Origin of the sequence: Rhizomicrobium sp. (genome assembly GCA_037200985.1) — a bacterium.
Classification (GTDB): Bacteria; Pseudomonadota; Alphaproteobacteria; order Micropepsales; family Micropepsaceae; genus Rhizomicrobium.
In genome coordinates this window covers 3,500,037-3,517,355 of sequence record JBBCGJ010000001.1, presented here as the reverse complement: position 1 = coordinate 3,517,355, position 17,319 = coordinate 3,500,037, and the positions used below count along the sequence as shown (strand labels likewise).

Below are 17,319 nucleotides of genomic sequence, written 5' to 3'. Positions count from 1 at the left end.
TCATCCCTCCCCGTACGGACAGCCGTTGAATTCCTTCGGACACCCGCCCGCTTCGCCCATCGTAGCGTGCCCTTCTGCGGCACGCACCACCAGATCGGCCAGTGCGGCGATGAAGTCCGGATGCGTGCCGACCGTCGGCACCCGAAGGTAGTCCGCGACGCCGCACGATTTTGCAAGATGGGCGTATTCGATATCGAGCTCGACCAGCGTCTCGGAATGTTCCGACACGAACGCGATCGGCGCGATCACCACGCCCCTGCCGTCGGCGCCGGCGCGGCGGATTTCGGCATCGGTCGCGGGCCCGATCCATTCCAGCGGACCGACCCGGCTCTGATAGCAGACCGACCAGTCGAGATCGTCGATCCCCAATGCATCCACAATCGCCTTGGCGGTGCGCTCGACCTGCCATTGATAGGGATCGCCCTTCGCAATCGTCCGCTTGGGCAATCCGTGCGCCGACAGCAGCAGGCGATATTTCACACCGGGTTTGGCATCGGCGAAAGCCCGTCGGATAAGCTCGGCCTCCGCTGAGATAAATCCCGCTGCAGTCGGGTAACAGCAGATCCGCGTACTCGCCACGACGATCCCCTGCCGCGCTGCTGCCCGCCTCCAGTCGAGGAACGACGATCCCGTCGTCGTCGTCGAGAATTGCGGATAGAGCGGCAAGAGCACGATCCGATCCGGCCGCCACGCCGCGACCTGCGATGCCGCTTCGTCGCTGAACGGATGCCAGCATCGCATCGCTATAAACGCCTTCGCATCGATGCCGCGGGCTATCAACACTTTGTCCAAAGCGTCGGCCTGCGCCCGTGTTTCGGCCAGGATCGGAGATGCGCCGCCGATCTTGGCGTAGATCGCGCGCGCGAAGGGCGCGCGGCGCCTGGCGATGAACCAGGCCAGCGGGCCGCGCAGCAAGGCCGGAACGGTCAGGATTGCGGGATCGCTGAAAAGATTGCGCAGGAACGGTTCGACCGCATCCGGCGAATCCGGGCCGCCCAGGTTGAACAGAACGATGGCAAGCTTCACACCTTATCCCGTCGTTACGCCTTACTACTTCAAAATAGAATCTTAGATTCTAAGATTCTGAAGATGGTGTAAGGCCTGTGATTTGTGGAAGAGTCGGTGAGCGGAAAATGCTCTAGGCCGGAAAGGCTTTGGACTCAAGTGTCTAGCCTGCCGGCGGCATCGCCCCGCGCTCGCCTTTCTGGTGACGGAAACGGTATGCTTCGAAGGTTACGCACGAGCGTCGCGGGATCTCCTCGGAAACGGGGTCCATCAACATGGCGCGTGGATGAAAGAGGAATGGTTTTGTGAATCCCCAGTTCCATGTCCATCTGGTCTCCGATGCCACCGGCGAGACGCTGAACGCCATCGCGCGTGCCGCGCTGGCACAGTTTGAAGGCGTCGTGGTGAACGAGCATTTCTATGCCCTGGTGCGCAGCCAGCGGCAGCTCCAGCGCGCCATCGAGCATATCAAGGCCGAGCCCGGTCTGGTGTTCTTCACGCTGGTCAATCTGGAACTGCGCCAGGAACTGCAAAGGGCCTGCGCGGCGCTGGCGGTGCCGTTCTACGACGTGCTGGAGGCGCCCATCGCCGCGCTGCGCAACTTCCTCGGCAGCGGCGCGGCGGAGACGCACAAGCCCGGCGGCCAGCACGACGTCGATCAGAAATACCTGCATCGCATCGAAGCCCTCAATTTCACCATCGCGCATGACGACGGCCAGAACCTCGAGACCCTGGGCGAGGCGGAGATCATCCTGACCGGCGCCAGCCGCACCTCCAAGACGCCGACCTGCGTCTATCTCGCGATGCGCGGCTACCGCGCGGCGAATGTGCCGCTTGTCCCCAACATGCCGCTGCCGGTCGAGCTGATGGCGGTGAAGAAGCCCCTCATCGTCGGCCTGTGGGCATCGCCGGACCGTCTGATCCAGGTCCGGCGCAACCGGCTCTCGACCATGGGCGAGGCGCGCGATACCGACTATGTTGATCTGGAACTGGTGCGGCTGGAAGTCACCAACACGCGGCGCCTGTTCGAAAGCCAGGACTGGCCGGCGATCGACGTCTCGCGGCGCTCGGTGGAAGAGACGGCGGCTTCCATCGTCAATCTGCTCGCCGAGCGGCAGGAAGGCGCGTAGTGGATTTCATCCTCGCCTCCGGCAGCGAGTCCCGAAGGCGGCTCCTGGCCGCGGCCGGGGTGCCCTTCGCCGCGATTCCGGCGGATATCGACGAGGACGCGCTGACCGCCGATCTTTTGCGTGCCGATACGCCGGCCGAGGACATCGCCGGCCGCCTGGCAGAGGCCAAGGCGCTCCAGATATCGACGCGTCATCCACAAGCCCTTGTCCTGGGGGCCGACCAGACGCTGCTGTTCGACGGTGCGGTCATCAGCAAATGCCCGGATCTGGTCGCGGCACGGCACCTGCTCGAACGCCTGCGCGGCCGCACGCACCGGCTGGTCGGCGGCTATGTCCTGGCCATGGCCGGCGCCGCGGTCTGGCGTCATGGCGAAACCGCGACGCTGAGCGTCCGCGATTTCAGCGACGGCTTCCTGGATTTCTATCTGGCGGCGGAAGGCGAGAGCCTGTTGTCGGCCGTGGGGTGCTACAGGCTCGAGGGCCTGGGCGCGCAGCTTTTCGCGCGCATCGAAGGCGACTATTTTTCCATCCTGGGCCTGGCGCTGCATCCCTTGCTGGCCGAACTCAGACGACGGGGCGTGTTGCGGACATGACGATCACGGGCGCCGGCAGGGTCGCCGGCATCATGGGCTGGCCGGTCGCGCAGGCCTTCTCGCCGCGCCTGCACGGCTTCTGGCTGCGGGAGATGGACATCGACGGCGCGCTGGTGCCGCTCGCGGTCAAGCCGGAGGATTTTAGCCTCGCCGTGCGCGGCATCATGGCGGCGGGGTTCAGGGGCGCGAGCGTCACCATTCCCCACAAGGAAGCCGCCTTCGCGCTCTGCCACGATTGCGATCTCGCGGCCAAGGCGGCCGGCGCGGTCAACCTGCTGATCTTCCATGAGGGCGGCCGGATCGAAGGCCGCAACACCGACGCCACGGGGCTGACGGCGTCGCTGCGCGAAGATCTCGGCGCCGATTGTGTGAGGGGCAAGTCGGCCGTCCTGCTCGGCGCGGGCGGCGCGGCGCGGGCCGCCGCCGTGGCGCTGCACGATCTGGGCGCGGCGGAAATCCGCATCCTCAATCGCGGGCGGAGTAGAGCCGATCAGCTTGCGGCCGCGTTGTCGCCGCAGCTTGCGCCGAAGCTCGTCGTGTTCGACATGGCGGATTGGCCCCAGGCGGCCGCGGGCGTCGCGCTGGTCGTCCACACCACCAGCGCCGGGATGAAGGGCGCGCCGTCGCTCGACATCGATCTGTCGGTCCTGCCGAGGGATGCCGCGCTGTGCGACATCGTCTACAATCCGCTGGAGACCTCGCTGATCGCCCGCGCCCGGGCGCGGGGCCTGCGGACGGCGGATGGTTTGGGGATGCTCATGCATCAGGGCGTGCCGGCCTTCGAGGCTTTCTTCGGCGTCCGGCCCGCCGTCACGCCGGCGCTGCGTGCCTATCTCGAAGAGGCGCTGCGTGCCCGATAAGCGTCCCCTGCATGTCGGGCTGACCGGCTCCATCGGCATGGGCAAGTCCGAGACGGCGAAGATGTTCGCGCGGCTGGGCATCCCCGTCTATGACGCGGACGCCGCCGTGCACCGGCTCTACAGCCGGGGCGGCGCGGCCGTGGCGCCGATCGAAGCGGCCTTTCCGGGCACCGTGAAAGCCGGCGCCGTCGACCGCGCCGAGCTATCCAAATACGTCACCGGCAACCCCGAAGCGACGGCGCGGCTGCAAGCGATCGTCTATCCCTTGATGGCCGGCGAGCGGAAGCGCTTCCTCGACGCGGCCGAGGGCGCCGACATGGTCGTGTTCGACATACCCCTCCTGTTCGAGACCAAAGGCGAGGCCGCGATGGACGCGGTTGTCGTGGTCAGCGCGCCCTCCCATATCCAGCGTGAAAGGGTGCTGGCGCGGCCAGGCATGACGGAAGAGAAATTCGCCTATCTGCATTCGCGCCAGATGCCCGACGAAGAAAAGCGTGCAAAAGCCCATTTCGTGGTTGTGACCGACCGGGGCCTGGAGCATGCATTCGAACAGGTGAAGATGATCGTGGCGACCCTGCGGGAGCGCCGCAGCCAAGGGCAATTGGGCTGATGCGCCAGGTGGTTCTGGATACGGAGACGACGGGGTTCGAGCCGGCGGAGGGCCACCGGATCGTCGAGATCGGCTGTGTCGAGCTGTTCGATCATCTGCCGACCGGGCGCACCTACCGGGCCTATCTGAATCCGGAGCGGCTGGTGCCGCCCGAGACCACGCGGGTCCATGGCCTGACCGACGAATTCCTCGCCGACAAGCCGAAATTCGCCGAAGTGGTCGAGGAATTCCTCGAATTCCTCGGCGACGCGGCGCTGGTCATCCACAATGCAAGCTTCGATCTCAAATTCGTCAATTCGGAGCTGCACCGCGTCGGCAAATCGCCCATCCCGCATGCCCGCGCCATCGACACGATCGAGATCGCCAAGGCCAAAATCCCCGGCGCGCGCTATTCGCTCGACGAATTGTGCAAGCGTTTCGCCATCGACCTGTCGGCCCGCACCAAGCACGGCGCGCTGCTCGACGCGGAGTTGACGGCACAGGTCTATCTCGAACTCGTCGGCGGGCGGCAGCGCAAGCTGTCGCTGGATCCGGTCGAGGCGATCGCGGCGTTGGGGGCCGTCATGGCCGGCGCCGCCCGTCAGCGTCCCGAGCCGCTCGGCACCCGCCTGACCGCGGCCGAAGCCGAAGCCCATGCCGCCTTCGTGGCGAAGGAGCTCGGCAAGGACCCGCTGTGGGGAATGGCCCTACCCTCCCCTTGAGGGAGGGTAGATTTCATTCTACGCCAGCCCGTTCGATCCGCCGCGGACCTGCTGCATCTGATCCATCTTGGAGCGGTAGAGGCTGGCGAAATCGATCGGCTCTATCATCAGCGGCGGCATGCCGCCGTCGCGCACCGCGTCCGAGATGATCCGCCGCGCATAGGGGAACAAAAGATGCGGCCCCTCGATCAGAAGGACCTGCTGCAGCACGTCGTCGGGCACGTTGACGATCTGGAGCAGCCCGGCATAGGCCAGTTCCAGCAGGAACACCGGCTTGTCCTCCGGCGATTTTGCGTTGATGCGCAGCTTGAGCTCGACCTCGAACAGCTGCCCCTCCAGCCGCCTGGCCTGGAGGTCCACGCCGAGATCGATCTGCGGCCGGATGGTCACCGAGGCCGGGGCGCCGGGATTCTCAAACGACAGATCCTTGACGTATTGCGCGATGATCTGGATACGCGGCGCGCCGCCCGCTCCATTGTCGCCGCTTGGCGGGGCACCGGTTGCGCTCATCATGCGTTCCTTGCAGAGGGTTTTGTGGGGGCCGCCGGGTACCACGGATCGCGCAAGCGTGACAAGGCAAAGGGCTGGTTTCCGCGAGGCGGCATCGCCATACGCCGAACCTCCAAGCTGGACCCTCGGGCCTCCTGGGTTTAGGATGGGAATTCGGCGGATGGGCGGGCCGCTGCGAAAGTTACGACAATGCCGAACGCGCAATATCTGGAAATCCTCGTCCTCGCCGTGGTCGCCGCGGTGATCCTGTTCCGTCTGTACACCGTGCTGGGCCGCCGCACGGGAAACGAGCGGCCGCCGCAGGAGAGCTATCGCCTGTCGGGCAATCCGCCCGCCGATGCGCCGCCCAAGGAAAATGTCGTGACGCTGCCGAGCCGCTCGGAGCAGATCGCCGAACGGCCGGCCGATCCGGTGGCGCGCGGCCTGTTCGACATCAAGCTGGCGGACCGCACCTTCGAGACCGAGCATTTCCTCGCCGGCGCGCGTGCCGCCTATGAGACGATCGTCACCGCCTTCGCGCGGGGCGACCGCGCGACGCTCAAGCCACTGCTGTCCGCCGAGGTGTTCGCCGCCTTCGCGGGCGTGATCGCCGGGCGCGAGCAGCGCAGGGAAACGGTCGATTTCACCTTCGTCGGCTTCAAGGACGTGAAGATCGTGCATGCCGCGCTCAAGAACCGCGCGGCCGAGATCACGGTGGCGATCGGGGCGCAGTTCATCTCGGCGACGGTGGACGCCGACGGCAAGGCCATCGAGGGCGACGCCAAATCGGTGCGCGACGTCACCGATGTGTGGAGCTTCACGCGCGACGTGAAGGCCCGCGATCCCAACTGGCTCCTGGTCGCGACCTCCGGCGGGACGCCCTAATCCGACCGTCCGTCTATCGGATTCGTTTTCACGCGGAGCTGCGGAGACCGCGGAGGTAATACAGAACTCCGCGGTCTCCGCGGCTCCGCGTGAATCACAGATCGACGGGTCAGGCCCGCCCCTAACGGGTTTAAGCGTAGTCCGAAATCGCATTACTGTGTCTCGATGCGTCCGCGGATTCTCTTAGTTCTCCTCTTTGTCCTGATCGCCGCCGTCGGTTTCGGCGTGTGGTGGAGCTATGTCCGCGTTCCGCCGCTGGAGCATTTGCGGCTCGGCGCCGCGACCTATGCCGATCTGCCGGGCTGGCGCGAGGCCGACACGACGGCCGCCCTGGCCGCATTCAAACGGTCCTGCGCCAAGATCGCCGCGCTGCCGCCGGACGCCCCGATGGCCTATGCGGGAACCGCCCGGGACTGGCAGAAAGCCTGCGCCGCCGCCACCGGCGACGCGCGCGGCTTCTTCGAAAGCGCCTTCACGCCCTATGCCATCGACAACGGCGACGGCCTCGTCACCGGCTATTACGAACCCTTGCTGAAGGGCAGCGCCACGCGTCACGGCGCCTATCGCGCCCCGGTCTATGGCGTGCCGGACGACCTGGTGATGGTGGATCTCGGCCTGTTCCGCCCCGAATGGAAGGGTGTTCGCATCGCCGGAAGCGTCGACGGCCACTATCTCAAGCCCTATCCGACGCGCGCCCAGATCGACGCGCATCCGCCCCGGACCGCGCCGGTGCTGTTCTGGAGCGACGATCCGGTGTCGGTGTTCTTCCTGCACATCCAGGGCTCCGGCCGCGTCCGGCTGGACGACGGGCGGATGCTGCGCGTCACCTATGCCGGCCAGAACGGCCATCCCTATACGCCGATCGGGCGCACGCTGATCGCCGACGGCGCGCTCAAGCGCGCGGACGTCTCGATGCAGTCGATCCGCGCCTGGCTGACGGCGCATCCGGTCGAAGGGCGGCGGGTGATGGAGACCGACGCGTCGTTCATCTTCTTCCGACAGGAAGAGGTGGGCGACCGCGCGCTGGGCCCGGCGGGCAGCGAGGGCGTGGCGCTGACGCCGCGCGCCAGCGTCGCCGTTGATCCGACGATTCATGCCTTCGGGACGCCGATGTTCATCGCGGGCGAGGGCCTGTTCGTCGCCCAGGACACCGGCGGCGCGATCCGGGGGCCGGCGCGCGCCGACATCTTCTTCGGCTTCGGGCCGGAGGCCGAGGACACCGCCGGCAAGATGAAGGCGCATGCGCGTTTCTTCGTGCTGCTGCCGGACGGCGTGGCGCCGACGCCATGAGCCGGCGCAAGACGACCGAGGAGGAACGCGAGCTCTTCGTGCAGAGCTTCGCCGAGGCGCGTCCGCTCCACGCCGACGTCCTGAAGCCGCCCGCGCCGCCCAAGCGCCCCGCGCGCATCGTCGAGGGCGGCAGCGGCGTCGACGGCCGCACCACGGAACGCCTGCGCCGCGGCCTCCTGGAGCCCGAGGCCAAGCTCGACCTGCACGGCCTGACGGAGAATGCCGCGCATCGCGCGCTGATCCTGTTTCTGAAGGGCGCGCAACAAAGGGGGCACAAGCTCGTTCTGGTGGTGACCGGAAAGGGTAAGGCGATGGATGCGGACGCGCCGTTCGACCTGGAATTGCACGGACGCGCGCGCGGCGTGCTGAAGGCCGCGGTGCCGCGCTGGCTCAAGGAGCCCGAATTCGCCGGCCTGCTCGCCGGCACGCGTGGCGCGCATCGCAAACACGGTGGCGAGGGCGCGCTCTATGTCTATCTGCGCAAGGGCCGATGAAGCAGCACTCCGCCACGCTCGCGATCCGCACGCGCGGTCCCGGTCTCGTCGACATCACGGCGGAGGTCGCGCGCTTCGTCGCGCAGTCGGCAATCCGCGAGGGATTGTTGACGCTGTTCATCCGCCACACCTCGGCGTCGCTGCTGGTGCAGGAGAATGCCGATCCCGATGTGCTGACCGATCTGGAAGGTTTCATGCGCCGCACCGTGTCGCGCGACCCGGGCCTCTACCGGCACACGACGGAAGGCCCCGACGACATGCCGGCGCATATCCGCAGTGCACTGACGCAGACGTCGCTGTCGATTCCGGTCTCGGACGGAAGGATGGTGCTGGGCACCTGGCAGGCGATCTATGTGTTCGAGCACCGGGATCGCGGGCATGTGCGCGAGGTCGCGGCGCATGTGATGGGCGAATAGCCGCGTAAGAAAAGTTTCTGTCATGCCCGCGCAGGCGGGCATCCAGTGACGGGCGGATAGCTGGGTCTGGATTCCCGCTTTCGCGGGAATGACGATTTGGAATTGGTTCCGCGAAACCAGCGCGTCTTAGATCAACCCCGCCTCCACCGCGAGCTTGCGCAGCGGGACTTCCGGGCGGGCGCCGTAGTGCGAGATCACCTCCGCCGCGCACAGACCCGCGATCCGTCCGCAATCGGCCAGATGCTTCTTGTGCGTCAGCCCATAGAGGAAGCCGGCGGCGAACTGGTCGCCCGCGCCCGTGGTGTCGAGCACGCGCGCGACCGGCGCGGCGTCCACCACATGCACCTCGTCGCCGCTGGCGATCACGCAGCCCTTCTCGGAGCGCGTCAGCGCCTTGATGCCCTTGTGGCGGCGCGCCGCCTGCAGCACCTCGTCGAAGGTCTCCACCTCGAACAGCGCCTTGGACTCATCCTCGTTGGCGAAGATGATGTCGAAACTGTCGAGCCTGGCGCGGAATTCGTCGCCATAGCGGCCGATCAGGAAGGGGTCCGACATCGCGAAGGCGACCTTGTTGCCGGCCTTGTGCGCGATGTCCATCGCCGCGATGCAGGCCTCGCGCGCGCTCGGCGGGTCCCACAGATAGCCTTCGATATAAAGGACGGCCGACGCCGCGATTTCTTCCGCGTTGAGGTCGGCGACCGAGAATTTCTGCGCCGCGCCGAGATAGGTGCTCATGCTGCGCTGCTCGTCCGGCGTCACCGCGACGACGCAGAGCGCGGTGGCGGGCCCGTCCGTTGCGGACGGCGTGGTGAAATGCACGCCGGTGTCCTTCATCGAGGCGCGGAAGGCCTCGCCCAGCCGGTCCTGCTTCACCTTGCCCTGAAAGACGCCGTTGCCGCCCAGCGAGGCGAAGCCCGCCATGGTGTTGGCGCCCGAGCCGCCCGCGATCTCGCGCGTGTTCCGGAGCGCGCCGTGCAGCTGGACCGCGCGATGCTCGTCGATCAGCGTCATCACGCCCTTGGCGATGGAATGGTCGAGCAGGAATTGCTCCTCGACGGGCGCCAGCACGTCCACGATCGCATTGCCCATTCCCGTCACGTCGAATTTGTGCGCCATGCGCCGTTCCCCGCTATAACCGCTAGTGAGTTAGAGGACGCCGGCCATGTTCGCAAGCTTGCGCAAGACGGTCGCGACACTGTTCGGCCGCGACTTCGTGGGCCTGCTGTTCTGGGTGCTGGTGGTGTCCGGGCTCGTGTTCGTCGGCCTGATCGTGGGCCTCGAATACGTCATCGTCCAGCTTCCCGCCTCGGTGCCGGCCTGGCTCAAGACGCTGCTCGAAGTCGCCGCGCCGCTGGCCCTGCTCCTCGCCGTCCTCGCGCTGGGCGCCCCGGTGGCGGCGCTGGTCGGCTCGCTGTTCCTCGACCGCATCGCCGCCAAGGTCGATGCCCGCTTCTATCCCAACGATCCCAAGGCGCCGGGCGCGCCCTTCCTCGGCGGCACCGGCGAGCGCGTGAAGCTGATCGTGCTGGCCGTGCTGATCAACGGCGCGGCGCTGGCGCTGGACGCCGAGATCCCGTTCGTTCCGGAAGCCGTCGCGCTGCTCGCCAATGGCTGGCTGCTGGGGCGCGAGTTCTTCGAGCTCGCGGCGTTGCGCCATCTTTCGTCGCAGCAAAGCGATGCGTTGCGGCGCCGCCATGCGGGAAAGGTCTATGCCGGCGGACTGGTGATCGCGGTCTTGACCCTTATTCCCGGCATCGACCTGATCGCGCCTTTTTTCGGTGCCGCTTTGATGGCACATCTGTTCAAACGCGTGACGCATCTGGAAGGAAAGTCATGAACCGGCCGGTCCTCGTTCTTCTGCTCTGCGCCCTGCTCGGCGCCTGCGCCGCGCCGCGGTCGGCCGGGCCGGACCATGTCGCGCTTCCGGCCGCGCCGCCGGAAGGCGAGCCGGTGGGAACCACCGGCCTGCACGAGGCGGATTTGAAGGCGCAATACGGCCAGCCGGCCTTCGTGCGCCATGACGGTACGGCGCAGATCTGGCGCTTCGACGGCGCGTCCTGCAAGGCGTTCTTCTTCCTCTATTCGCGCGCCGGCGATACCGCGGTGTGGCATGTCGAGACCGCGCCGCGCGGCCGAAGCATCGCCGCCGACGAGACCTGCCTCAGCGCGCTGCGCGCCCGCGTCGCGCCGCCGCGGCCGGTTTCCTGACGACCTCGCCTTCCTGCGTCTTGTTCTTGTAGCGGCAGAGATCGCGCACCACGCAGGTCGGGCACAGCGGCTTGCGCGCGATGCAGGTATAGCGCCCGTGCAGGATCAGCCAGTGATGGGCATGCAGCTTGTATTTGTCCGGCACCTTCTTCTCGAGCTTCAGCTCGACCTCGAGCACGGTCTTGCCCGGTGCCAGGTTGGTGCGGTTGCACACGCGGAAGATGTGGGTGTCGACCGCGATGGTCTTCTGGCCGAAGGCGACGTTGAGCACGACATTCGCCGTCTTGCGCCCCGCGCCGGGTAGCGCTTCGAGCTCCTCGCGCGTGTGCGGCACCTTCCCGCCATGGCGTTCGATCAGAAGCTTCGACAACGCGATGACGTTCTTCGCCTTGCCGCGATAAAGCCCGATGGTCTTGATGTACTGTGTCAGCTTCGCCTCGCCCAGCGCGACCATCTTCTCCGGCGTGTCCACGATCTTGAACAGCGGCTCGGTCGCCTTGTTCACGCTCTTGTCGGTCGCCTGCGCCGACAGCACCACCGCCACCAGCAGCGTGTAGGGATTCACCGATTTCAATTCGGTCTTGGGCTCGGGAATCGCCTTCTTCAGCCGGGCGAAGAAATCGTCGATCTCGGCGGGCGTGAAGGCGCGTGGCATTGCGGGCCTGATGCGGATGCACGCGGACTGTTGCGGGAACGGATTTGCCGCGCAAGTATTGCCCTCGCCATGGCGTCCGAAGACGACATCCTGCTCGACGCGGTCCTGCGGCCCAGTCCGCCACTGCGGCCGCAGACACTGCGCGCGATCCTGATCGCGGTCGGGCTCATCAACGTCGTCTTCGCGCTGAGCTTCGTCCTCAAGGGCGCTTGGCCGATCGCGCCGTTCATGGGCCTCGACGTGGCGCTGCTGGCCTGGGCCTTCCGCGCCAGCAGCCGCGCCGCCAGGCGGGCGGAGCGGGTGACGCTGACGCCGGCGCGGCTCACCGTCGCCCGCATCCCGCCGGACGGCCCGTCGCGGGAATGGATGTTCAATCCCTATTGGGTGCGGGTCGAGATGGACGATCCGCCCGAACACGCCAGCCAGCTCACCCTGTGGAGCCATGGCCGGTTCCTGCGCATCGGCCAGTTCCTGGCGCCGGAGGAGCGGGCCAGCTTTGCAGGCACGCTGAAAGCCGCGCTGCGCGACGCCCGCGCCGCCTTCGTCCCGGCCGAATAGGCTTCTTTCCCGATCCTCCCTCCCTTGCCGAAAGCACCGGGTCGCGATATGAATGAACGTTCATTCATGTGTCAGCGCGACGTGACGACGTTAGAAACGATTGAGAACACAGGAAAATTCGCCGGAAGCGACAAGCGCGTCCGGTTGCTCGATGCCGCGCTCGACCTGTTCGAGGCGCGGGGCTTCGACGGCGTCGCGGTACCGGAAATCGCCGCCAGGGCCGGGGTCGCCATCGGCACGGTCTACCGTTACTTCGCCAGCAAAGAGGCGCTGGTCAACGCGCTCTACCGCCATTGGAAGGGCGTCTACAACGCCTTCGTCCTGGCGCCCCTGCCGCCGTCGCTATCCGCGCGCGAGAAGTTCTCCGCCTATTGGCAGCGCATGATGGCGTTCGCCCGGACCTATCCCAGCGCCGCAAGGTTCATGGACCTGCACCATCACGGCGCCTATCTCGACGCGGAGTCCCGCGCCCTCGGCCGCACCTATGCCGAAACCGCCCAGGTCTTCATGGCCGAGGCGCGCGCGGCCGGCGCGATCCGCGACATCGATCCGACCCTCGTCGTCGCCCTGATGTGGGGCGCCGCAGCCGGACTCGCGAAATTCGCCGGCCAGGATGCGATCGCGTTCGACGCCGTCACCGCCGCCACCATGGAAGACGCGCTGTGGCGCGCCATCGCCAACACCTGAGGGAGGACATCATGGCTCGCAAACGCAAGGGTGAAGGACAGACCGCGCTCGTCACCGGCGCCAGCATGGGGATCGGCGTCGAACTGGCGCGCTGCTTCGCGGAAGGCGGCTACGACCTCATCCTCACCGCCCGGTCGGCGGATGCGCTGGAAAAGCTCGCGGGCGAACTCGCCGCCAAACATAAGATCAAAACCACCGCCATCGCGGCCGACCTCGGCGTCGTCGGCGCCGCGAGTGTCCTCGCCGACACGATCCGCGCGCGCGGCCTCGGCGTCGACGTTCTGGTCAACAATGCCGGCTACGGCATCGCCGGCGCCTATGCCGGCTCGGACCTCAAGGACGAGATGGGCATGATCGATCTCAACATCCGCGCTCTCGCGGAGCTTACGCATGCCTTCTGGCCGCGGATGCTGTCCTATGGCCGCGGCGGCGTGCTCAACGTGGCCTCGACCGCCGCCTTCCAGCCCGGCCCGCTGATGGCGGTCTATTACGCGTCCAAGGCCTTCGTGCTGTCGTTCTCCGAAGCCTTGTGGAAAGAGGCCGAAGGCACCGGCGTGCATGTGAGCTGCTTATGTCCCGGACCGACAGAAAGCAATTTCCGCGCCCGCGCCGGCACGGGCAAGACCAAGCTGTCGAATCTCGGAACGCCGATGAGCTCGGCCACGGTGGCACGGATGGGCTATCGCGGCTTCCAGAAGAACCGCCGCATCGTCGTCACCGGCGCGCGCAACAGGATGCTCGCCACGCTGGCGCCCTTCCTGCCGCGCACCACGCTGCTCGGCATCGTGCACAACATGCAAAGTCCGGCATAAATCCGCCGCAAAGCGAACCGATGCTCCGCGCGCCGCCTCGGGGGGAGTGCTGTGTGGCGTCCGATATTCGTGCTTGTCATCGTTCTCGCGACGGCGCCGCTCGCGCGGGCCGCGAATTGTCCGCAGGCCGATATCAGCGCCTCCGCCTCGCTGGTGCAGGACGCCCGTAGCGCGCTGCTGACGATTCCCGCCGGCGCCGATGCAAGCACCCTCCTGTCGCGCGAGGCCGGCGTCGCGATCATCGAGATGAAGTCGAGCCTGGCCGCTTTCGTGCTCGCCTATATGCGCTGCCAGCCGGAAAACGTCGACGCCGACGGCATCGAAGTCGATCTGTCGCGTCTCGGCTGGGCGCGCACCGACACACCGGTCACGATGGGCGCCGCCCGCGGCGGATGGGAGCTGACCTTCGAGGTGCGGCGCATCGATCCCGGCCTGCTCGGCATCACGGCGACCTTCGGAATCCCGTGCGGCACCGATACCGAGCTCATGCTGTTCCAGCATGGCGACGCCGGCTGGACCGAGATCATGCGCGTGGCGTCGCCGCCTTATCGCGACAGCCGCAAATCCTACGACCGGTTCGACTACGCGGTTTCGCCGCCCGACGCGGACGGGCGACGCTTCCTGGCTGAGAAACACCTGCCCACGCTGTGCGAGGCGCCGCTGTCGGACATCGCCTATTCCATCCGCCGGCCGGGCCCGACCGCGCGCGCGCCGCGAACGATATTCGCGGGGCGCCACAGCCTGTCCGTCGCGGACGACGATTTCGGCAGCGTGAGCGCCGGCGCCGACGAGGCAGAGTTCCGCTTCCACGACCGCGAGGCCGGCAGTGCCGAGCTGGAGGAATATGTCCTCCGCTACATGGTTTCCGGCCAGACCGTGACCGCGGTGCAGAACTCGCCGCCGTGATGCGCTAGGGTTGGCTTCGTATCGGGTTGAATCGTTTGGAAAAGGTCGTCATGGCCAGGCTTGTCCCGGCCGCCCATACTTCCAACCGCGGCAGGTGTGCTTATGGTCGCCGGCACAAGGCCGGCGATGACGGTTTTTTGGATAAATCCGATTGTAACAAACTCTAGTTTTCGCCCGGAGGGATCGCATGGCGACGAAGATCGGCGCGTTCGTATCGGTGGAGCGCGACGGCGCCGTCGCGACCGTCACGATGGATCGCGGCGATGGGCGCAATGCGCTGTCGCGCCAGCTCATCCTGGAGATGACCGCGGCGGCGCGGGGCTTCGCCGACGATCTGGAGACCCAGGCGGTGATCCTCACCGGCAAGGGCGCTTTCAGCGCCGGCGCCGACCTGAAAGACCCCGCGATGGACCGCCGCCGCGCTTCCGGCCTGCTCGAACGCCGTCATATGACTCGCATCGGTCCCGACCTGTGCGACGCCTGGGAGAAGGTGGAGCAGGTCACCATCTGCGCCATCGAGAAATACTGCATCGGCGGCGGCGGCGCGCTGGCCGCAGCCTGCGATTTCCGCATCATGGCCAGGGGCTCGCATATGCGCCTGCCGGAGATTCCGCTGGGCATGAACATGAGCTGGCACGCCGTGCCGCGCCTGGTCTCGCTGATCGGACCCTCGCGCACCAAGCAGTTCGTGATCTTCGGCGAGAAGCTCGAGGCGGAGCAGGCGCTCGCCTGGGGCCTCGCCGACGAGGTCGTGCCGGACGGCGAAGCGCTCGCCGCGGCACGGCGCTGGGCGGACAAGGTCGCCGGGCTGCCGCCGAATGCGGTTCGCATGTCCAAGCAGGGCGTGAACGCCGCGGCCAATGCGCTGCACCACGCCACGACCTTCATGGATCTCGACCAGTACGCGCTCGCCACGACGAGCGAGGACTACCGCGAGGCGATCAAGGCCTTTCTGGAAAAGCGCGAACCGAAATTCACCGGTCGCTGAGCCTCGCTATTTCGAAATCCGCATCGCGACCTGGGCGAGCAGGAGCCTGGCGCCCTTGCGGCGCAGGACGCGATCGGTCACGCGCTGCAGGCGGTCGGCGATCGCCGCCGCGTCGGGCTGGCGCCAGGAGCGCACCGAGGTCGTGCTGAAATTCATCAGGTTGCGCACGAAGCCGTCGCGCAGGATCGGCATGGCGTGCTCCGCCTCGGCGCGCAGCCGGGGGTCAGGGATGTCGATGCCGACGCCGATCATCAGCATGCCGACCGGCCGGTCGCCCTCGAAGATCGGCAGATACAGGGGATCGACCATCATGTAGGAATCCGATTGGGTCACCTTGTGCTTGGGCGCCTTGCCGTCGCCGTCCTTGTCGTCGCCGCCCTCCGCGGCGCGCGCCGGCCCGGCCAGAAGGGCGGCCGATAGCAGCAGCGCGGCAAGGGGCACGGATCGCATGACGGGACTCGAACGTTCTCGCCACTGGTTTACGCTAAGCGCGTAAAGCCTTCCTTTCGGGAGATCCCATGGCCCGCCTGCCCGCCCTTGCCGCCGCACTTCTGCTGAGCGCCGGGCCGAGCCCGGCCGCCGACCGGCCCGGACAGAAATTCGATATCCAGGTCAAGGACTTGCCGAAACCCTTCGCAACGCCCGCGGTGGCCAATTCATCGACTGTCGTGGCCCGGCCGGCCGGCGCCGTCCCCGCCGTGCCGCCCGGCTTCAAGATCGCGGTCTATGCGTCCGGCTTCGTCAATCCGCGCTGGATGGCGGTGGCGCCGAACGGCGACGTCTTCCTGGCCGAACCATCCGCGGGCCGTGTCGACCTGCTCCACGAGGCGGGCGGCAAGGTCGTCGTCAGCACCTTCGCCTCCGGCTTCGACAAGCCGCATGGCCTGGCGATGGGCAAGGGCGCGCTCTATGTCGGCGACGTGAAGGCGGTGTGGCGCCTCGCCTATGCCGACGGCGCGGCCAGGGCCGGCAAGAAAGAGCGCGTGACGACCGCGCCGGACCTGTCGCCCAACGGCTATCACTGGACGCGCGATCTGGCGATCGATTCCAAGGGGACGATCTATGTCGGCATCGGCAGCTCCAACAATGTCGGGCCGGATGCGCCGACGCGCGCCAGCGTGCAGACCATCGCGCCCGACGGTTCGTTGAGGCCCTTCGCGACCGGCACGCGCAATCCGGTGGGCCTGGCCTTCTATCCGGGTACGGACGATCTCTTCGTCACCGTCAACGAGCGCGACGGCTATGGCGACCAGATGGTGCCGGACTATCTCACCCATCTGCAGCCGGGCGGCTTCTACGGCTGGCCCTATGCCTGGCTCGGTCCGCATCCCGATCCCGATTGGGGCAGCAGGCGTCCCGACCTGGTGGCCAAGGCGATTCCGCCGGACCTTTTATTCCGCGCCCATTCCGCGCCCCTGGGCCTGGTGTTCTACGAAGGCGGCCAGTTCCCGGCATCCTACAAAGGCGATGCCTTCGTGGCGCTGCACGGCTCGTGGAACGCCGGCGCGCCGACCGGCTACAAGGTGGTGCTGGTGCCGTTCAAGAACGGCCGGCCCTTGGGCGGCTACGAGAATTTCGTCACCGGCTTCTGGAACGGTGCGTCCAAGCCGGGCGACCCGGCCGAGGTCTGGGGCCGCCCCGCCGGCCTCGCCGTCGCCAAGGACGGCAGCCTCCTGATCGCCGACGATGCCGGGAACGTGGTGTGGCGGGTGAGCTATGCGGGGAAGTAGGCGGATGGAATCGGTTGGCCTGCCAATCGAAGCTGCGCAGGTCCGTGGCTCGGCCCTCCTACGCTCCTGCGGAGCTTCGGAGGGCAATCTCCGCTGCTGCGCAGCGTAGATTGGTGGAGCTGAGCGGAATCGAACCGCTGGCCTCCTCATTGCGAACGAGGCGCTCTCCCAACTGAGCTACAGCCCCGAACCACGCTTGAACGCCGGTCGCCCGGCGCGGCGGGTATGTAGGGAGCGGGCCCTTCGCGTGTCAAGGCTGGCGAAAACACCGGGAAATCGGCGCATCTGACGCCGCCGCCCGG

General features: G+C 67.1%; 22 protein-coding genes and 1 tRNA gene. 17 read left to right on the top strand and 6 right to left on the bottom strand.

Features of this window, described 5'->3' with window-relative positions:
- Entirely contained in the window at positions 1-1,026 is a 1,026-nt protein-coding gene (hemH, locus tag WDN01_17265; GenBank protein MEJ0027777.1) for a ferrochelatase, read from the bottom strand.
- Between the two features lie 284 nt (positions 1,027-1,310).
- Between hemH and WDN01_17260 the strand changes: the two genes are divergently transcribed.
- From WDN01_17260 to dnaQ, 5 genes are read left to right on the top strand one after another with little or no spacing between them, the layout of a single operon-like run.
- Positions 1,311-2,135 carry a pyruvate, water dikinase regulatory protein gene (locus WDN01_17260; protein MEJ0027776.1) on the top strand — a complete coding sequence of 275 codons (825 nt, stop codon included), beginning with the start codon at positions 1,311-1,313 and terminating at the stop codon, positions 2,133-2,135.
- Positions 2,135-2,728 carry a Maf family protein gene (locus WDN01_17255; GenBank protein ID MEJ0027775.1) on the top strand — a complete coding sequence of 198 codons (594 nt, stop codon included), beginning with the start codon at positions 2,135-2,137 and terminating at the stop codon, positions 2,726-2,728. The genes WDN01_17260 and WDN01_17255 overlap by 1 nt, the downstream gene beginning before the upstream one ends.
- On the top strand, positions 2,725-3,588 hold the full coding sequence (aroE, locus tag WDN01_17250; GenBank protein MEJ0027774.1) for a shikimate dehydrogenase: 864 nt from the start codon (positions 2,725-2,727) through the stop codon (positions 3,586-3,588). The genes WDN01_17255 and aroE overlap by 4 nt, the downstream gene beginning before the upstream one ends.
- Positions 3,578-4,198, top strand: a complete 621-nt coding sequence (gene coaE, locus WDN01_17245; GenBank protein MEJ0027773.1) for a dephospho-CoA kinase — start codon at positions 3,578-3,580, stop codon at positions 4,196-4,198. The genes aroE and coaE overlap by 11 nt, the downstream gene beginning before the upstream one ends.
- Positions 4,198-4,899, top strand: a complete 702-nt coding sequence (gene dnaQ / locus WDN01_17240) for a DNA polymerase III subunit epsilon (protein ID MEJ0027772.1) — start codon at positions 4,198-4,200, stop codon at positions 4,897-4,899. The genes coaE and dnaQ overlap by 1 nt, the downstream gene beginning before the upstream one ends.
- A gap of 18 nt (positions 4,900-4,917) precedes the next feature.
- Here the strand turns inward: dnaQ and secB are convergent, their stop codons facing one another.
- Positions 4,918-5,409 (bottom strand): protein-export chaperone SecB, encoded by a 492-nt coding sequence (gene secB / locus WDN01_17235; GenBank protein ID MEJ0027771.1) that lies wholly within the window; start codon positions 5,407-5,409, stop codon positions 4,918-4,920.
- A gap of 189 nt (positions 5,410-5,598) precedes the next feature.
- Between secB and WDN01_17230 the strand changes: the two genes are divergently transcribed.
- The 4 genes from WDN01_17230 to WDN01_17215 all read left to right on the top strand — a co-directional run bounded on the left by WDN01_17230 (position 5,599) and on the right by WDN01_17215 (position 8,473).
- Positions 5,599-6,273, top strand: coding sequence for a Tim44/TimA family putative adaptor protein (locus WDN01_17230; protein MEJ0027770.1), 675 nt, complete (start codon positions 5,599-5,601; stop codon positions 6,271-6,273).
- Between the two features lie 165 nt (positions 6,274-6,438).
- Positions 6,439-7,563 (top strand): murein transglycosylase A, encoded by a 1,125-nt coding sequence (locus tag WDN01_17225; protein MEJ0027769.1) that lies wholly within the window; start codon positions 6,439-6,441, stop codon positions 7,561-7,563.
- On the top strand, positions 7,560-8,057 hold the full coding sequence (locus tag WDN01_17220; GenBank protein MEJ0027768.1) for a Smr/MutS family protein: 498 nt from the start codon (positions 7,560-7,562) through the stop codon (positions 8,055-8,057). Before WDN01_17225 ends, WDN01_17220 begins: the two co-directional genes overlap by 4 nt.
- Positions 8,054-8,473, top strand: a complete 420-nt coding sequence (locus tag WDN01_17215; GenBank protein MEJ0027767.1) for a secondary thiamine-phosphate synthase enzyme YjbQ — start codon at positions 8,054-8,056, stop codon at positions 8,471-8,473. The genes WDN01_17220 and WDN01_17215 overlap by 4 nt, the downstream gene beginning before the upstream one ends.
- Positions 8,474-8,599: 126 nt before the next feature.
- On the opposite strand, the gene WDN01_17210 is transcribed toward WDN01_17215, so the two are convergent.
- The gene (locus WDN01_17210; GenBank protein MEJ0027766.1) at positions 8,600-9,589 is read right to left on the bottom strand and encodes an adenosine kinase; all 990 of its coding nucleotides are present in this window, start codon (positions 9,587-9,589) and stop codon (positions 8,600-8,602) included.
- A 46-nt stretch (positions 9,590-9,635) separates the two neighbouring features.
- Here WDN01_17210 and WDN01_17205 point away from each other — a divergent pair, with 46 nt between their 5' ends.
- The gene (locus tag WDN01_17205) at positions 9,636-10,310 is read left to right on the top strand and encodes an EI24 domain-containing protein (protein MEJ0027765.1); all 675 of its coding nucleotides are present in this window, start codon (positions 9,636-9,638) and stop codon (positions 10,308-10,310) included.
- On the top strand, positions 10,307-10,681 hold the full coding sequence (locus tag WDN01_17200; GenBank protein MEJ0027764.1) for a hypothetical protein: 375 nt from the start codon (positions 10,307-10,309) through the stop codon (positions 10,679-10,681). Before WDN01_17205 ends, WDN01_17200 begins: the two co-directional genes overlap by 4 nt.
- Here the strand turns inward: WDN01_17200 and nth are convergent.
- Entirely contained in the window at positions 10,635-11,336 is a 702-nt protein-coding gene (gene nth, locus WDN01_17195) for an endonuclease III (protein MEJ0027763.1), read from the bottom strand. The two genes, WDN01_17200 and nth, sit on opposite strands and share 47 nt — an antisense overlap.
- 69 nt (positions 11,337-11,405) lie before the next feature.
- Between nth and WDN01_17190 the strand changes: the two genes are divergently transcribed.
- From WDN01_17190 to WDN01_17170, 5 genes are all read left to right on the top strand, one after another.
- Positions 11,406-11,894 carry a DUF2244 domain-containing protein gene (locus WDN01_17190; protein ID MEJ0027762.1) on the top strand — a complete coding sequence of 163 codons (489 nt, stop codon included), beginning with the start codon at positions 11,406-11,408 and terminating at the stop codon, positions 11,892-11,894.
- A gap of 81 nt (positions 11,895-11,975) precedes the next feature.
- Entirely contained in the window at positions 11,976-12,581 is a 606-nt protein-coding gene (locus WDN01_17185) for a TetR family transcriptional regulator (GenBank protein MEJ0027761.1), read from the top strand.
- A gap of 11 nt (positions 12,582-12,592) precedes the next feature.
- Positions 12,593-13,393, top strand: coding sequence for an SDR family oxidoreductase (locus WDN01_17180; protein MEJ0027760.1), 801 nt, complete (start codon positions 12,593-12,595; stop codon positions 13,391-13,393).
- A gap of 69 nt (positions 13,394-13,462) precedes the next feature.
- Positions 13,463-14,299, top strand: coding sequence for a hypothetical protein (locus WDN01_17175; GenBank protein MEJ0027759.1), 837 nt, complete (start codon positions 13,463-13,465; stop codon positions 14,297-14,299).
- A gap of 187 nt (positions 14,300-14,486) precedes the next feature.
- The gene (locus WDN01_17170; protein MEJ0027758.1) at positions 14,487-15,287 is read left to right on the top strand and encodes an enoyl-CoA hydratase/isomerase family protein; all 801 of its coding nucleotides are present in this window, start codon (positions 14,487-14,489) and stop codon (positions 15,285-15,287) included.
- Between the two features lie 6 nt (positions 15,288-15,293).
- Here the strand turns inward: WDN01_17170 and WDN01_17165 are convergent, their stop codons facing one another.
- Positions 15,294-15,737: a hypothetical protein gene (locus tag WDN01_17165; protein MEJ0027757.1), complete on the bottom strand. Its 444-nt coding sequence runs from the start codon at positions 15,735-15,737 to the stop codon at positions 15,294-15,296.
- 68 nt (positions 15,738-15,805) lie between these two features.
- Between WDN01_17165 and WDN01_17160 the strand changes: the two genes are divergently transcribed.
- On the top strand, positions 15,806-17,017 hold the full coding sequence (locus tag WDN01_17160) for a PQQ-dependent sugar dehydrogenase (protein ID MEJ0027756.1): 1,212 nt from the start codon (positions 15,806-15,808) through the stop codon (positions 17,015-17,017).
- A 111-nt stretch (positions 17,018-17,128) separates the two neighbouring features.
- Here the strand turns inward: WDN01_17160 and WDN01_17155 are convergent.
- Positions 17,129-17,204, bottom strand: a tRNA-Ala gene (locus WDN01_17155).
- Positions 17,205-17,319 lie beyond the last annotated feature (115 nt).

Coding starts and splice junctions, on each gene's coding strand:
- aroE (MEJ0027774.1), top strand. CDS start 2,725: ATGACGATCACGGGCGCCGGCAGGGTCGCCGGCATCATGGGCTGGCCG.
- dnaQ (MEJ0027772.1), top strand. CDS start 4,198: ATGCGCCAGGTGGTTCTGGATACGGAGACGACGGGGTTCGAGCCGGCG.
- secB (MEJ0027771.1), bottom strand. CDS start 5,409: ATGAGCGCAACCGGTGCCCCGCCAAGCGGCGACAATGGAGCGGGCGGC.
- WDN01_17230 (MEJ0027770.1), top strand. CDS start 5,599: ATGCCGAACGCGCAATATCTGGAAATCCTCGTCCTCGCCGTGGTCGCC.
- WDN01_17225 (MEJ0027769.1), top strand. CDS start 6,439: ATGCGTCCGCGGATTCTCTTAGTTCTCCTCTTTGTCCTGATCGCCGCC.
- WDN01_17220 (MEJ0027768.1), top strand. CDS start 7,560: ATGAGCCGGCGCAAGACGACCGAGGAGGAACGCGAGCTCTTCGTGCAG.
- WDN01_17215 (MEJ0027767.1), top strand. CDS start 8,054: ATGAAGCAGCACTCCGCCACGCTCGCGATCCGCACGCGCGGTCCCGGT.
- WDN01_17210 (MEJ0027766.1), bottom strand. CDS start 9,589: ATGGCGCACAAATTCGACGTGACGGGAATGGGCAATGCGATCGTGGAC.
- WDN01_17205 (MEJ0027765.1), top strand. CDS start 9,636: ATGTTCGCAAGCTTGCGCAAGACGGTCGCGACACTGTTCGGCCGCGAC.
- WDN01_17200 (MEJ0027764.1), top strand. CDS start 10,307: ATGAACCGGCCGGTCCTCGTTCTTCTGCTCTGCGCCCTGCTCGGCGCC.
- nth (MEJ0027763.1), bottom strand. CDS start 11,336: ATGCCACGCGCCTTCACGCCCGCCGAGATCGACGATTTCTTCGCCCGG.
- WDN01_17190 (MEJ0027762.1), top strand. CDS start 11,406: ATGGCGTCCGAAGACGACATCCTGCTCGACGCGGTCCTGCGGCCCAGT.
- WDN01_17180 (MEJ0027760.1), top strand. CDS start 12,593: ATGGCTCGCAAACGCAAGGGTGAAGGACAGACCGCGCTCGTCACCGGC.
- WDN01_17170 (MEJ0027758.1), top strand. CDS start 14,487: ATGGCGACGAAGATCGGCGCGTTCGTATCGGTGGAGCGCGACGGCGCC.
- WDN01_17165 (MEJ0027757.1), bottom strand. CDS start 15,737: ATGCGATCCGTGCCCCTTGCCGCGCTGCTGCTATCGGCCGCCCTTCTG.
- WDN01_17160 (MEJ0027756.1), top strand. CDS start 15,806: ATGGCCCGCCTGCCCGCCCTTGCCGCCGCACTTCTGCTGAGCGCCGGG.